This window comes from Siminovitchia acidinfaciens (genome assembly GCF_003605385.1).
Lineage (GTDB): Bacteria > Bacillota > Bacilli > Bacillales > Bacillaceae_C > Siminovitchia > Siminovitchia acidinfaciens.
Window position 1 is genome coordinate 75,378 of sequence record NZ_QYTV02000003.1, and the last position, 15,350, is coordinate 90,727.

Annotated in this window: 15 protein-coding genes; 8 read left to right on the forward strand and 7 right to left on the reverse strand. The window is 42.2% G+C overall.

Annotated elements, in window-relative coordinates:
- Positions 1-2 precede the first annotated feature (2 nt).
- Both D4T97_RS07725 and ribH read left to right on the forward strand, forming a co-directional pair.
- Positions 3-1,196: a bifunctional 3,4-dihydroxy-2-butanone-4-phosphate synthase/GTP cyclohydrolase II gene (locus tag D4T97_RS07725; protein WP_126049354.1), complete on the forward strand. Its 1,194-nt coding sequence runs from the start codon at positions 3-5 to the stop codon at positions 1,194-1,196.
- Between the two features lie 21 nt (positions 1,197-1,217).
- Positions 1,218-1,688, forward strand: coding sequence for a 6,7-dimethyl-8-ribityllumazine synthase (ribH, locus tag D4T97_RS07730; protein ID WP_126049356.1), 471 nt, complete (start codon positions 1,218-1,220; stop codon positions 1,686-1,688).
- A gap of 251 nt (positions 1,689-1,939) precedes the next feature.
- On the opposite strand, the gene D4T97_RS07735 is transcribed toward ribH, so the two are convergent.
- Entirely contained in the window at positions 1,940-4,030 is a 2,091-nt protein-coding gene (locus D4T97_RS07735) for a DNA topoisomerase III (RefSeq protein WP_126049358.1), read from the reverse strand.
- Between the two features lie 171 nt (positions 4,031-4,201).
- On the opposite strand from D4T97_RS07735, the gene D4T97_RS07740 reads away from it, so the two are divergent.
- Positions 4,202-4,339: a YjcZ family sporulation protein gene (locus tag D4T97_RS07740; protein WP_126049360.1), complete on the forward strand. Its 138-nt coding sequence runs from the start codon at positions 4,202-4,204 to the stop codon at positions 4,337-4,339.
- Positions 4,340-4,393: 54 nt separating this feature from the next.
- Here D4T97_RS07740 and D4T97_RS07745 read toward each other — a convergent pair whose 3' ends face one another.
- Positions 4,394-5,533 (reverse strand): ATP-binding protein, encoded by a 1,140-nt coding sequence (locus D4T97_RS07745; protein WP_164525504.1) that lies wholly within the window; start codon positions 5,531-5,533, stop codon positions 4,394-4,396.
- 397 nt (positions 5,534-5,930) lie between these two features.
- Here D4T97_RS07745 and D4T97_RS07750 point away from each other — a divergent pair, with 397 nt between their 5' ends.
- Complete coding sequence (locus D4T97_RS07750; protein WP_126049364.1) at positions 5,931-6,110, forward strand: hypothetical protein; 180 nt, start codon at positions 5,931-5,933, stop codon at positions 6,108-6,110.
- 563 nt (positions 6,111-6,673) lie between these two features.
- Here D4T97_RS07750 and D4T97_RS20450 read toward each other — a convergent pair.
- Positions 6,674-6,826, reverse strand: a complete 153-nt coding sequence (locus D4T97_RS20450; RefSeq protein ID WP_164525505.1) for a hypothetical protein — start codon at positions 6,824-6,826, stop codon at positions 6,674-6,676.
- A 151-nt stretch (positions 6,827-6,977) separates the two neighbouring features.
- Here D4T97_RS20450 and D4T97_RS07755 point away from each other — a divergent pair, with 151 nt between their 5' ends.
- Together D4T97_RS07755 and fumC are read left to right on the forward strand one after the other, a co-directional pair.
- Positions 6,978-9,059 (forward strand): transglycosylase domain-containing protein, encoded by a 2,082-nt coding sequence (locus D4T97_RS07755; protein WP_126049366.1) that lies wholly within the window; start codon positions 6,978-6,980, stop codon positions 9,057-9,059.
- Positions 9,060-9,172: 113 nt separating this feature from the next.
- A complete protein-coding gene (gene fumC / locus D4T97_RS07760; RefSeq protein WP_126049368.1) occupies positions 9,173-10,552 on the forward strand; it encodes a class II fumarate hydratase in 1,380 nt (459 codons plus the stop codon).
- 335 nt (positions 10,553-10,887) lie between these two features.
- Here fumC and D4T97_RS07765 read toward each other — a convergent pair whose 3' ends face one another.
- Entirely contained in the window at positions 10,888-11,091 is a 204-nt protein-coding gene (locus D4T97_RS07765) for an alpha/beta-type small acid-soluble spore protein (protein ID WP_126049369.1), read from the reverse strand.
- A 238-nt stretch (positions 11,092-11,329) separates the two neighbouring features.
- On the opposite strand from D4T97_RS07765, the gene D4T97_RS07770 reads away from it, so the two are divergent.
- On the forward strand, positions 11,330-11,578 hold the full coding sequence (locus D4T97_RS07770) for a hypothetical protein (protein WP_126049371.1): 249 nt from the start codon (positions 11,330-11,332) through the stop codon (positions 11,576-11,578).
- Positions 11,579-11,608: 30 nt separating this feature from the next.
- Here the strand turns inward: D4T97_RS07770 and D4T97_RS07775 are convergent, their stop codons facing one another.
- The 3 genes from D4T97_RS07775 to D4T97_RS07785 form a co-directional block, all read right to left on the reverse strand.
- Positions 11,609-11,806, reverse strand: a complete 198-nt coding sequence (locus D4T97_RS07775) for a hypothetical protein (RefSeq protein WP_126049373.1) — start codon at positions 11,804-11,806, stop codon at positions 11,609-11,611.
- Positions 11,807-11,880: 74 nt separating this feature from the next.
- A complete protein-coding gene (locus D4T97_RS07780; protein WP_126049375.1) occupies positions 11,881-12,096 on the reverse strand; it encodes a YheE family protein in 216 nt (71 codons plus the stop codon).
- A 92-nt stretch (positions 12,097-12,188) separates the two neighbouring features.
- Positions 12,189-13,553, reverse strand: a complete 1,365-nt coding sequence (locus D4T97_RS07785) for a YheC/YheD family endospore coat-associated protein (protein WP_126049377.1) — start codon at positions 13,551-13,553, stop codon at positions 12,189-12,191.
- A 642-nt stretch (positions 13,554-14,195) separates the two neighbouring features.
- On the opposite strand from D4T97_RS07785, the gene D4T97_RS07790 reads away from it, so the two are divergent.
- Positions 14,196-15,335: a DUF445 domain-containing protein gene (locus D4T97_RS07790; protein ID WP_126049379.1), complete on the forward strand. Its 1,140-nt coding sequence runs from the start codon at positions 14,196-14,198 to the stop codon at positions 15,333-15,335.
- The last annotated feature ends 15 nt before the right edge of the window (positions 15,336-15,350 follow it).

Sequence of the window (15,350 nt, forward strand, 5' to 3'; positions counted from 1 at the left end):
ACATGTTTGATTCAATCGAAAAAGCGCTCGAGGATCTAAAGAACGGAAAAGTAATTATTGTTACGGATGATGAAGACAGGGAAAATGAGGGTGATTTTGTTGCACTTGCCGAGAAAGCAACTCCTGAAGTGATTAATTTCATGGCAAAAGAAGGCAGAGGATTAATATGCGTTCCTATTACAGAAAAGAAAGCCAGGGAATTGGAATTATCCAAGATGGCTGATAAAAACACCGACCCTCTAGGGACTGCATTCACCGTGAGCATCGACTATAAAGACTCACATACCGGTATCAGCGCATATGAGCGTTCAGAAACAATCCTAGAGATGATGGGCGATGGAGCAAAGCCTGAAGACTTTAAACGACCGGGACATATCTTTCCCCTCATTGCGAAAGAGGGAGGAGTTCTGAAAAGGCCAGGCCATACCGAAGCTGCCGTCGATCTAGCCCTCCTTTGCGGTGCAAAGCCTGCGGGAGTGATTTGTGAAATTATGAAAGATGACGGTACAATGGCACGCACTCCTGATTTAATGGAGATAGCAAAAAAATACGGTCTCTCGATGATTACAATTAAAGACCTGATTCTATATAGAAGCTCCAAGGAGACGCTTGTCAAAAGGGAAGCGGAAGCCTTTTTACCGACAGAATTCGGTGATTTTAAAATTATTGCTTATTCAAACGTTCTTGATGATAAAGAACATTTGGCCATTGTAAAAGGCGAAGTTGGACCTGATACGCCTGTAATGGTTCGGATGCATTCCGAGTGCCTGACAGGGGACATATTCGGCTCGTGCCGATGCGATTGCGGTCCACAGCTGCAATCTGCGTTAAGGCGGATTGACGAAGAGGGAACGGGTGTCCTGCTCTACTTGCGTCAAGAGGGAAGAGGTATAGGGCTTATCAATAAGTTAAAAGCGTACAAGCTGCAGGAAGAAGGTTTTGATACGGTGGAAGCTAATGAAAAACTCGGATTTCCAGCTGATCTCCGCGACTTTAAAATCGGGGCCCAGATTCTAAAAGAATTTGGAGTCAATAAAGTCAAACTGTTGACAAACAATCCAAGAAAGGTTTCCAGCCTGGAGGACTTCGGGTTTGAAGTGACTGAGAGACTTCCTATTCAGCTTCCGTTTAAGAGTGAGAACGAAAGATATTTAAAAACGAAAGCGGAAAAACTGGGGCATATGCTGAAATTTTAAAAAATAGAGGAGAGATAAGATATGAGTAGAGTTTTTGAAGGGAATTTAGTTGGTACAGGCCTAAAAATCGGTATTGTTGTTGGCAGATTTAACGAATTTATTACTGGAAAGCTCCTTTCCGGCGCAATGGACGCCTTGAAGCGCCATGGCGTTTCGGAAGATGATGTGACAGTTGCATGGGTGCCGGGTGCATTTGAAATTCCACTAACTGCCAAAAAAATGGCAGAAACGAATGAGTATGATGCAATTATTACGTTGGGAACTGTAATACGCGGCGCGACTCCGCATTTTGATTATGTTTGCAACGAAGCTGCAAAAGGAGCGGCAAATGTTGCACTACAATCAGGAATTCCTGTTATTTTCGGCGTATTGACGACCGATACAATTGAGCAAGCGATTGAACGAGCTGGAACAAAAGCTGGCAACAAAGGCTGGGAATCAGCTGTCGGAGCAATAGAGATGGCCAATTTATATCGGGCGATGAATGCGTAATATATAAAAAACGTCCTGAAAATCAGCAAAAAATGATTTTCAGGACGTTTTTCATTTGTAAGATGGAGCGTGCCGTTCACGCTTTTGTGTTAAAAGGGGGGAGCATTCATTCAGGGTTTTGTTAAAAAAGCACAAATGATCTGTTGGTGTCCATTGTTGCGGAATACATCAAACATCGTTCACCGACCCGCCCCTTAGAAAAATATCCGCCCTAGTTTAATAACAGAGCATTTTGAACAGCCGCTTTCACCTTATTTATCATCTTTCATTGCTGCTTTCAATGCATCGGCCAAGCTGTTTCCAAAGCTTTCATCATTGGAATATTTTTTTAGAAGCTGCCGTTCTTCTCTTTTGTTGACAGCCTTTTTCCGGTTTTCCGCTTTTTCCACAAGGTTGCACGGGCGGCATTGGAAATACATGCCTGCTTTTCCTTTATGGATTTCCACTTTTTTATGGCATTGCGGACAGCGGCGGTTAGAGAGTTTCGGATCTTTTCTTCTTCGGAAATTGCACTCTCTGTTTGAGCAAACAAGTACCCGTCCGTCTCTGCCTTTGATTTCTTTCATAAGAGAACTGCATTCCGGGCATTTGGTGCCAGTAATGTTGTGGGCTTTATAAGACTTGTCGCTCGTCTTGACTTCGTTCACAAGACGCTTTGTCTGTTTCCGGATATTTTGTAAAAACTGATCTGGATTCCCTTTTTCACGGGCAATTGCTTCGAGTTCAGCTTCCCATTTGGCAGTCAATTCCGGAGATTTCAGCTCATCATTTACCAGATCGATCAGCTGCTTTCCTTTTGGGGTAGGGAAAAGGCGGTTATCCACACGGTCTATCACTTGGGAGCTGAGAAGTTTCTCGATAATATCAGCTCTTGTAGCAGGTGTACCCAGTCCATATTTTTCCATTCTGGCCAAGAGGTCTGATTCAGTGAATCTAGGAGGAGCCTCAGTCAGATGATCCTGTAATCGACTGCCTTCAATCTTAATTTTTTGGCCAGGCTTTAAGTGCTGAAGTGATTTAACGTTTCTTTCTGTATCCTGCTGTTTGGTTAACACTTTGAAACCTTCCTCTATGACAGTTGTTTCTTTTGCTAGGAATGTTTCGCCAGACGCTTCAACTGTAACACGAAGTGTTTCATATTTATATGCTGGATAAAAAAGCGTAAGGAATCGTTTTGCAATCAAATCAAACAGCTTCATCTCATCCGGAGAAAGATCGCCCAGTCTCACAGGTTGTTCCGTCGGAATGATAGCGTGATGATCAGTAACTTTTTGGTTGTTGAAAACACGAGGCGCAAGCACTTTCACTTTCTGTTTGAGTACAGGCTGCACTTCATCTTTGTATGCAGCACGCAGCGCTTGTAATCTGTCTGCCATCGTAGCTGTCAGGTCAGTTGTCAAATATCTTGAGTCTGTCCTGGGGTACGTAACAACTTTATGATATTCGTATAAACCTTGGAGGACATTTGATGTTTTCTTGGCTGAAAAACCAAATCGTCGGTTCGCATCCCTTTGAAGTTCTGTCAGATCATAAGGGAGAGGCTGCTGTTCAGATTTTTCCTTTCGGTCGACTGCTTTAATCACTGCTTCTTGACTAGCGGCTTTATCGACAATCCCTTGCGCTTTTTCCTTTGAAAAAATCCTTTTTTCTCCTCTATTCTCCCATTCGGCTTCAAGGCTGCCAGCTCTTATATGAACTGTCCAATATTCTTTCGGTACAAAGGACTGAATCTCTTTTTCCTGTTTGATGATCATTCCGAGCGTTGGGGTTTGAACCCGCCCAGCCGAGAGGGGATCATCGAACTTCGTTGTCAAGGCCCTTGTCACATTTAAACCGATAAGCCAATCGGCTTCGGCTCTGCAAACAGCAGATTGATATAAAGCATCATATTGTTTGGCCGGCTTTAACTGCCGGAATCCTTCTTTGACTGCCCGGTCAGTATAAGAAGAAATCCAAAGTCGTTTTACAGGCTTTTTCCAGCGAATTTTCTTAATGATCCAGCGGGCGACCAGTTCACCTTCACGTCCGGCATCAGTCGCAATGATCAAATCTTTAATATCGTTTCTTTTTGCCAGCTGTTCAATCCCTTTGTATTGTGGGAATGTTTGCTTAATCACTTTTAATTCCATTTTTTCAGGAATGATAGGCAAATCTTCCATTTTCCATGTCTTATATTTATGATCATAGTCTTCTGGCATTTTCAGTTCAATCAAATGTCCCAAAGCCCATGTAATGATATATTGCGGTCCCTCGATGTAATGCTTCTTTTTTGATGTGCACCCGAGAACTTTTGCAAGATCTCTGGCCACACTCGGCTTTTCAGCCAGTACTAAAGATTTCAATTACTAAACTCCCTTCGCGCTGCATCTTCTGTCTATAATATCATAGCGGAATGTGTATAAAACTAAAAATGATTGATAACATATGGCGCTTGCCCAAACATAATCTGACAACCTGAATAATTTATTGTGTAGGGATTTTTCCTTATTTCCAATTTCAGGAGGTGAAGGTTTATGTTCTTTGGCGGATGTGGCTTCGGTTGTGGCGGCTACGGAGGCTATGGCTATGGAGGTTACGGCTACGGGAGAGGTTTCGCGTTAATCGTAGTGTTGTTTATTTTATTAATCATTGTGGGCGCATGCTGGTTGTAATCAAACGAGAAAAGAGCGGACTTCTCCGCTCTTTTTCCGTTTGATGGCTTGGGGCTAACTATCATCTTCTTTTAGTTCCGGTGCAGGGAGTATGATTGTAAATGTTGTCCATTCTTCAGTGGAACTGCATAATAATTGCCCCTGATGCTTTTCAATGATTTGTCTGGAAACATAAAGACCAAGACCTGTACCTGTTTTTTTGGTAGTTACAAATGGTTCGAAAATGTCTTTGATCAAGGAATCGGGTATTTTCGGCCCGGTATTTGACGCTTCGAGATAAATGGAGTCGCCTTTCCGGTAACCTTTAATATGTATAACTGACTCTGTATCAGTGGCAACCATGACTTCAATTGCGTTGAAAATGATATTAATAATGACTTGGCGCACTTCTTCTTGAATGCCTTTTACATATAGGTCGTCTTCTAATTCTTGCTGAAGGGATACTTTTAATTCCAGCAATCGCGGATACACGAAAGATGCCACTTGTTCAACAAGTTCATTCAAGGAAAAAATGACTTCTTCCTGATTCACTTCCTGCTTTTTGGAAAGCATTAAAAATTGAGTGATTCTAAATTTCAATTGATCGAGTTCCGATGAAATAATATCCATGTAGGGAAGATCTGGATATTCAGCACGCAGTAGCTGAACAAATCCTTGAACGGTTGTCAACGGGTTTCTGAATTCATGGACGAAGCTCGATGTCATTTGTCCGAGCAAAGTCAGGCGATCTTCATGGCTTGAATGAATATGCCGGTTTTCCTCTTCCATCAACTGTTCTTTCAGTGCATTAAAATGCGTAACGGCATAATAGGAAAAGTGATCAAAGATATAGGATAGCTGCTTGGAAAAGCTGTTTAGTTTCTCATGTTCAGCAGGAAATTGGTATAATTGCTCACAAATGATATTTTTTGCCATGTTAATGTTATAGACTAATAGCTCAATACCCGAGTTTTCTCTTATTTTTATTTTCGCCATTTCTTGAGCATTGGTCTGTAAATAGCTTTGCAGATCCACTTTAGGCAGTGAGAGTGCATGCATTGCTATTTTATATATAAATTGCCCCTTCTTGTCCATATTCTCTTGGTGGGACTGTAATTGGACAGGAGGATTCATCGCTTTTTCTTTCCATTTTTCGAGGAAATTTGATCTTTTTTGTTGAAGATAAGAAATTACCTCGTCCGTAAGCTGGTCCATACCAACACTCACCTCCATTACATTATATCAGCTGCAAAGTAAAAAGCCTCTATTTTTTTAAAAAATTATGCAAATTATTATTGAGTTTACTAGATATATATGGCGTAATTTGTTGTGTATGTCTATATGGAACAAATTGCTTCATTTTTTTTAGACCATTTTATCATACAAAATTTATATGGGATACCCTTGCTGAGTATAATCCATTTTTCAATAAAAGTGTTTGTTGTGCGGTTTTTCTGAAAATTTGATAAAATGGACCTATATACTTATTTTTAAGACCTATATATAATAAATATAAGCAACAAATATCTACCCATTTTATTTGGTGTAAAATGGCGAATTTCCATCATTAAATTAAAATGCAAGTCAAATCTTGCAGATTGGGGTGGGTAGTATGAAAAATGAAGAAGAAAAAAGCAAATCGATGAACCCCGTGATCAGCAAATGCATGAAACATTTGGAAATCATAGGTGCGGATGAAAAAACAAGACAAATTGTGTATATGTATATGAAAAGAATGGAAGATGAGTTAACGAAAGAGAAGGTAAGAGAACTAGACCATCAATCATCATAGATAAAAACAATCGGTAGAGACCGGTTGTTTTTTTTTGTGTTTAGATAAATTGAACTAAAGGTTGTGCATACTTAGAATCCACCGCTGATTTCCGTTGTTGTGCATTATCCATTGCACCAAGCCTATACTTCACGAAAAAATTATTACAACCTATATGGTAAAGACTGGAATTGTTGGTTTAAGCTTTGGGTAATTCTCGCCTCTATCAGCCGCCCTATACTTTTCCTATTGTCTAGTTTCAGGCGGCAGGGGCTCGAGGTCGCTTCGGTCAAACCAATGAAGTCAAAGAACGACTTCACTGGTTTGCCCTCCGACGGATAGGAGGTCCTAGTGCCGCCGGCGCCACAGGACGTGGCGACTTAAGGCGGCCAGCGCTTGTCGCCCCTAATCAGCCGCCTTTCACTTTTCTTATTGTCCAGTTGCGGACTCCAGCGACTAGCAGACTTCCTCCTCTGGGTGCTCCAAGGCATAGTTTATCCAGGGAGCTATGTTACCTTGTCGCAAAGCTGCTTGAAGCATATTCGAGGAAGATTCACATGATGTTATTGAAGTCAGCAGCTTTCCTACGATAAGTCAACATCGGCTCCTACGTCGCCGTGTTGTCCGGCTGCGAGTGCCATCGGCTCGAGGTCATAAGTCAATCGCTTCTGAAGGCAAAGGACGCCTTCGTCAGCGCTTGTCTTATGCTTGTCGCCGATAAGCAGGCACTCTCGCACTTCCTTATCCTTTATCTCGTCAGGAGTCGTCCAGTCTGTACGTCGCTAAACGTCGCCCTCACTTTTCCTATAGCTTTTATCCTCAAAAAACATTATATTATAATTGGTTTTGAATGAGTGGAAGCAGCGCAATTGAAAGTGAGGAAAAGGTATGGACCTACTTCATAAAATAAAAGATAGTATTTGGCGCTTTTGGAAAAAAGCCCATCTTAATCAAATATTATTGTTGGTTGTTTCGTTAGTGATTTTGATTGGCCTGTCGTATTTTGCCTATTTGGCGAGTACTGCGAATGTTGAATCCTTGAAGCAAGGATTGGCTCAGGCGACTGTTATTTATGATAAAGACGGAGACGAGGCCAGTAAGATTTCCGCTAACAGGATGGAAGGAGTTCCAATCGCGGAAGTTCCTGAGAATATGAAGAACGCAATTGTAGCTATAGAAGATCACCGCTTTTATAAGCATAGAGGTTTTGATGTTTACGGTATATCACGAGCTTTTTTTAAAAACTTGATGTCAGGAAGAATTAGAGCAGGAGGAAGCACTCTGACCCAGCAGCTGACAAAAAATGCCCTTCTCTCTCCGGAACGGACGTATAAGCGAAAGCTTGAAGAAGTATTCCTTGCAATAGAAATTGAGAAGAAGTTCACAAAAGATGAGATATTGGAAATGTATTTAAACCAGGTTTATTTCGGCAGTGGCGGATGGGGAGTTCAAAACGCATCCAAAAAGTTTTTCGGGAAGGATGTAAGTCAAGTCACTCTTAGTGAATCAGCGATGCTTGCAGGGATCGTAAATCGGCCATCGGCCCTTGATCCATATAAAAATTATGATGCATCGGTCGAGCGCCGAAATCTTGTTTTAAAACAGATGCTGAAGTATGAAATGATTAGTGACGCGGAATACCAAGAAGCTGTAAATGAAAAAATTGTCCTTGAAGATAAAGGAGAAGATCCGTTAAAAGGAAAGTACCCTTATTATGTGGATGCCGTTCTAAATGAGGCAATTAACCAATACGGATTGACCCAGGAAGAAATATTGACGCGTGGTTACAAAATATATACGGAGATGGATCAAAACGTTCAAGCAGGTTTGGAGAAAGTATATGCTAACAATTATCTTTTTCCAGTAAGTCCTGATGGAACGCTTGCTCAAAGCGGTGCAATCATGCTTGATCCGAAAACAGGTGGAATCAGGGGACTTGTTGGCGGCAGAGGAGAACACTCTTTTCGTGCTTATAACAGGGCGACACAGCTTAAAGCGCAGCCGGGTTCCATTATGAAACCCCTTGTCGTTTACACGCCTGCACTAGAGGAAGGCTATACGGCAGAATCAACCTTAAAAGATGAAGAGGGTATGACATTCGCAAACTATAAACCCAAAAATTATAACGGACAATATGCAGGAGAGGTACCTTTGTATACAGCTGTTGAGAAATCGCTAAATGTTCCGGCTGTCTGGCTGTTGAATGAAATCGGCCTGCACAAAGGGGTTGCGGCCGCCAAAGAATTTGGTTTGCCGATTCAAAAGGAAGATGAAAATCTCAGCTTGGCATTAGGGGGGACCACCACGGGGTATTCACCGCAGCAAATGGCCGAAGCTTATTCAGTATTTGCAAACGGAGGAAAGCGGGAAAAAAGCCATATTATCACAAAAATCGTCGGTCCTACAGGTAATGTGGAAGGGGAGTATAAACCGAAATCCACTCGCGTCATCAGCGGAAAAACAGCTCAGAAAATGACGGCGATCCTTCTGAACGTTGTAGAGACGGGGACAGGCAGGAACGCACACATCCCAGGCTACAATATTGCTGGTAAAACGGGTTCTACCCAGCTGCCTTACCCTGATATTCCAAACGGAACAAAAGATCAATGGTTCGTCGGGTATACGCCGAATCTTGTGGGGGCTGTCTGGCTTGGGTATGATCTAACTGACAGAAACCATTATTTAAGAGGTTCAAGCAGTGACACGGTTGTTCCCATTTTCAAATCAATGATGGAAAACACACTTCCATATATTGAAAAAGATGAGTTTGAAACGCCATCTATCAACAAGCGGCTGGAGGAAGAGCGTAAAAAAGAAGAGAATACCATTAAAGGCCAACTGCGGAACTTCGATGATAAGATGACAGATGAAGCAAAAAAATGGAAAGAGAAGTTGGATAAAGGAAAAGGTAACTTGAAAAAATTTGAAGAAAAATTGAAAGATACGTATCGAAAATATCAGAATCAATAACAATAATTTGTAATTTTTGTCGGTTTTGTATGATGTGTGACATGTTAGATGAAATTTTTGTCGATATGTGAGAAAATACTTATGGTTTAAAACATAGAGGAGGCATGTACGAAATGGAATTCCGGATTGAACGGGATACGATTGGCGAAATCAAGGTGCCCGCAGATAAGTACTGGGGAGCACAAACTCAGCGAAGCAAGCAGAACTTTAAAATTGGCGATGAAAAAATGCCTTTGGAGCTTATCAAGGCTTTTGTTCAATTGAAGAAAGCGACCGCAATTACTAATAATGAGCTTGGCAAGTTATCCGATGCCAAGAAGGAAGCGATCGTCAAAGCATCCGATGAAGTGCTTGAAGGAAAATTTGACGAACACTTTCCTCTCGTTGTATGGCAAACAGGAAGCGGAACACAGTCAAATATGAACGTAAATGAAGTGCTTGCGCGCAGAGCCAATGAATTAATAGAAGAGGGTTCTGATGAGAAAGTTCATCCGAACGATGACATCAATATGTCTCAGAGCTCTAATGATACATTCCCTACAGCAATGCATGTTGCTGCATACCACGCAATTTATCATGATTTAATCCCGGCATTGAGCCAAATAAAGCAAACTCTTCTTGAAAAAGAAGAAGCGAATATGAACATTATTAAAATTGGCCGTACACATTTGCAGGATGCCACTCCACTAACGCTCGGCCAAGAGATAAGCGGCTGGAGAGCCATGGTCGAAAAAAGCGAGAAAATGATTAAGGAAAGTGCGGAACATCTCCTTAATCTGGCTATTGGCGGAACAGCTGTAGGTACTGGCATTAATGCGGAGCCTGATTTTGGAGATAGAGTGGCGGAGCAATTAAGCAGACAAACCGGTTATCAATTCAAATCATCAGACAATAAATTCCACGCTCTTACAAGCCATGATGAAATGGTTTTCGTCCATGGAGCGTTGAAGGGGCTAGCTGCTGATTTGACGAAAATTGCAAATGATGTCCGCTGGCTCGCGAGTGGTCCAAGAAGCGGCATCGGAGAAATTACGATTCCAGCCAATGAACCGGGCAGCTCCATTATGCCTGGGAAAGTGAATCCGACCCAGAGTGAGGCGCTCACCATGGTTGGTGTCCAAGTGTTTGGAAACGATGCAGCGATTGGATTTGCTGCCAGCCAGGGGAACTTTGAATTGAACGTCTATAAGCCGGTCATTATTTATAACTTCCTTCAATCTGTCCATCTTCTTGCAGATTCAATGATTTCATTTGACGAGAAATGCCTGAAAGGTCTTGAACCGAATATTGAAGTGATTGAGGAAAATGTCAATCGCTCACTCATGCTCGTCACTGCTTTGAATCCTTATATCGGATATGAAAAAGCGGCAGAAATTGCTAAACTTGCATTTAAAGAAGGAACGACATTGAAAGAAGCGGCAATCAAAACAGGCTACTTGACTGAAGAACAATACGACGAATGGATTGATCCTAAAAAGATGGTTCATCTTTAAAGAAAAGTGGAGGCGCCTGCCCATCGACGTACAGACTGGAGTGCCTCTGACGAGATAAAGGAAACACGCGCAGCGAAGCGGAGCGATGTTGACTTATCGTAGGAAAGCTGCTGACTTCAATAACATCGTGTGAATCTTACTCGAGTATGCTTCAAGCAGCTTTGCGACAAGGTAACATAGCTTCATGAAAAAACTTTACCTTGGAGCACCCAGAGGTGCGAAGTCTGCTAGTCGATAGGCGACAATAAAGAAAAGCGGCAGGAGGGGTCAGACCCCAATACAAAAGGCCCCCGAAAGTTTCGGGGGCCTTTTTGCCATGATATATATTTATTTACTTATTGTTGGGAATATCCACCAAGTTGTTGTTGTGCCATTGCAACTAAACGCTTCGTGATTTCTCCACCAACAGATCCGTTTGCACGGGAAGTCGTGTCCGCACCAAGATTCACACCAAACTCCTGTGCGATTTCAACTTTCATTTGGTCGATTGCCTGTTCGGCACCAGGAACCAAAATTTGGTTTGAGTTATTGTCAGCCATGTTGTCATCTCCTTGTTGTGTGTGATATTAAGATTGGCTGGGTTAGTCGGAGTTGCACCGACACACATGCATGTGACCTTCTTTTGGGTGTAACCCATCGTTTATATAATTTTATTATGTTTTTTTGGGATAAAAATATGCAGGCCTAGGTGAGGGAGTTTTTACCTGCTTAAACAATAGATGGGCATACATCTATTCTCCAATTTCACAAAAGATATGTGTGAAGGAGGAGAAAAGGATGGATTTCTGCGGATTATGCAATGGGACTTCTTTCGAAAATCGGGCATGCCCCATATGTCTGGGAGTCTTGGTTGATCAAGGGAAGATCTATGATTATTATGATGACTATTCCCCTTATATGGACATTGATTTGAATAAGCTTGCTGATGGGGATCCCCAAAGCAGCCATAAGCCTGAGTGCACGCATCTATTTGTTTGCGAAGTATGCGGAACTCAGCAAGAATTGAAAGTCGTTTATACAAAATAAAAGGGGACCCTGCTTTCGCGAGTCCCCACGCTATTTCAAATTGGTGCCTTGTGGCGGGTCTTCCGGAAAAAAATCAGTGGATTGCTCAATGTTTGTGGAGTCATCCCTCATAAAAACTGATCCGCCGGACATTCCTTCATTTTCCATTCTGTCTACATCCATAAAGTATCGGTCCCGTCCCTCGTTGTTGGAATCAGGTAAAAAATCAGGTGACTTTTTCTTAGTCATCGTATCAACCTCCTTAAGGATAGTTTGGACCCCTGATACGATGAACCATGCATATAAAAAGTTGGAAAAAGCATTTATCTTTGGTCATAGACATGGTACAGCATTAAATCGTGCAATTGTCTTTTTAAGTTGTTTTCATGGCTGGTGTCCGGTGCTTCTGACGTCCAGTCTATTTTCCCGTCCTGATGATAAATACCTTCCAATCTTTTACCGGAAAAATAAAAAGAAAATGTCCAGCCGGGAATTCGCTTATCTTTATATAATGGATGGTACTGGAAATGTTGCAGCATTTGATCACCCCGAATTGTTATAGGTAAAGAAGATATTTTGCCAGCTTCTTCCTGAGAACTATCTTACCAATCAGTCATATTACAATCCAAGATTATCTATCCCAAAGCAGCTGTGGACTATGGATTGTCTTTTCAGTTAAATGGACGGCAAAGGCAAGTGCCAGTTTGTTTGTCAATGTATCGGACTCATTTAGGCCTGGGTGGGAAAAAATTTGGCGGCCGGGCTTTGAGTTGGCTTCGAACATCCATACCTTGCCATTGCGGTCTATTCCAAGGTCAAAACCGATTTCAGCGACAATTCCGCCTATGTTGTCTTCGATGGCAGCTGCCAGGTCCAACGCCGCAGTATGGAGCTTCTTCCGGTTAGCTTCAAATACTTCTTCTTCAGGAAAAACCTCATCAAGTGAACGGACAACACCGCCAAACCGGGTATGTGTCGTTGGACTCCCTTCTCCGGCAATTTTTACAGCAACCGCACTAACCTTCCAAGTGCCGCTTTCATCTTTATTGACATGAACACGAAAGTCCATAGGCTTTTTCTCGATTCGGATTAGGCGAATGCCTTGCTGAACGATGAGCTTTTCCGATTCTTTTCCTTTATACATATGGTTGATCAGACTTTCGATAGAATCAAATTTATACAGCCGATTTTTGTTATCGTTAAACCGGCAATAGTATTCTTCTTTTTCAGGATCATAAAGGACTTGCCGAATCTTTTCACCATTGCTGCCGTCCGCATGCTTTAAATAAACATGCCCATAAGCGGCGACCATTCGTTCAATTTCCGAGAAAGATGTAAAACGGTGAGTTTCCGGTAAATAGTTCTCAGCACGCGAATCATTGCATAATCGCTCATGCAGCTCCAGCTTGTTGAAAAAACCTGGATTGTACCAAGGGATCAAATAGTCATTCTCCATCTTATCTTTGACTTCTCTAAATGAGGGCTGGCTTTCGCTCAACCGATTCGGCAGCCGGTCATAAACCACATTGGGAAATGGAACGGTCCTTTTTTTCCAACTTTGTTCATGATAAAAAAATCCGTGGATGACTCCCTTTTCCCAGTCAATATGTTTTTCTCCAAACAAAAAAGGGACGGCTCCAACGGAAGACTGCACCGACATTTGCCTTGCAAAGCCATTTGTCCGTTCTCCAACCGGCATAAGTTGGAAAGGAGTGAACCCCGAGGTGAAAATCCCGACAAGCGGCCCTAGATAAACCGTTTCTTCATCTTCAAAAAGGCAAAGGGATGAAACAAATTCAGGAATTCCCAAAATTACAGCCAAACTTGAACTGATGGCGATGACATTTCTTCCGTTTGGATGCTTGCTGCAATCTGCTTCGGCGGCACTGGACCCGAAAGAAACATATTGATGGTCACCTTTAGGGTGAAGTTCCCTTGGAAAATACAACTTTAATTCCTCACTGTCAAAAAACTCACATTTATATCGAACCCTCATACAAAGTCCTCCTCAAAAGTGTCCATATTTGCCCTTACGCACCAATATTATTTATAATCAGTTCAGACTGTGGTAGTTGGCAAAAAAGTCCAAAATAGAACTGGGCGCATTTCTCATATCGTATGACGAGAAATATGTCCTCGTTCTTACAATGGTTTATATGGGAAGAAAAGAATTTTGCTTCCGAGCAAATTCGGCTCAAGTGTACAAGCATAAGGCAATTTTGCCTTTAGCCTCTAAAATGTAAAGACAGTGTGAAATTATTCCGAGTTCTTTATTCAAAAAGTATGTATATTGTCTAGCTCCGACGTACAGGAAGTACTAGTGCCACCGCCGAAAGTGCAAGCGACAGGATATCGCACCCTGAGCCTGCCGAAGCACAGGATGGGGCAGTCTGAGGTGGCCAGCGCCTAGCCCCTCGAGATCACAAACCTGTAAGGGAGCAAGGGTGCTCCTGCGCCATAGCTTATTCGATGAGTTCTTGTTCAGCCCGTCGCAAAGCTGCATGGAGCATCATCAAAGAAGCTACTCAAGACGCCTTCAAGTAAGCTGCTTTCTGAAGAACTGCTTCCTCAGGAATCGTCTTGTGCTTTTCGGGGCTGAGCAAGGCGCTGCGCTTTTCTAAAAAAGGAGAGGAAATCCATGTCAAGCTGGTTTACAATCATACCATTCATGGTAATTATTGGTGCAGTAATAGGGGGATTTACGAACTTTTTAGCTATCCGCATGCTGTTTCGGCCATACCGTACGCTTTATTTAGGGAAATGGCAGGTTCCATTCACCCCCGGATTAATTCCAAAGCGACAAGGTGAATTGGCTGCGCAAATTGGAAAGCTTGTTGTTGGATATTTAGTTACCCCTGAGAGCATTTATAAAAAATTGACTGACGATACGTTCAAGCGGGAGACAGAAGAGTGGATCAATGCCAAATTGAACACCTGGCTGGAAAAAGGGATGACGTCTGAAGAAATACTGGAACGATTTGGGATAAATAAACCAGCGGAAAGAATGAATGCTGCTATTCATAAGACGATTGATAAAAAATATGCTGAGCTGAAAATGAGGTATTTGGATAAGTCAATCGGTGACATTCTTCCTGACCAACTGACAGACACCATTTACAGCAAAATTCCCGGGATGGCTGACCATATGATTCAAAAAGGTGCAGATTACTTTTCAAGCGATGAAGGAAAAGAAAAAATCAGAGTCATGATCGAGAACTTTTTAAAAAATAGGGGGAAACTCTGGAACTTAGTCCAAATGTTTATTGGAGAAGATCAGCTGGCGGATAAATTGCAGCCGGAAATCATGAAATTCCTCTATAATAAAGGCACAAGGGACCTGCTGATATCTATTTTGGAAGAAGAAGGAAGAAAATTGGAGCAAAGAAAACTTAGTGAATTTTATTCCAGCATCAATGAAGACAGAGTCCTGCAATTTATAAAAGAGGGATCCGCTGACCTTTTTCCGCTGGAGGGGTACTTGCGAAAGCCGGTCAAAGAACTCATTGAGCCTTATAGAATTAAATTGCTGGATACAGCCGTTCCCCGCTTGCTTGCCGCAGGCGGCGACTATTTGACAAAACAATCAGGCGAAATACTTGAGCGATTCCAAGTGGAAGATATTGTCCGAAAAGAAATAGAATCATTTTCTTTGGAACGCTTGGAAGAGCTTGTCATATCTGTCGCCAAGAAGGAACTGGTGATGATTACTTACTTGGGTGCGCTTCTCGGAGGCTTAATCGGAATGATCCAAGGTATCATTGTAATGCTCACTTCATAGTATGTTACACTTGGG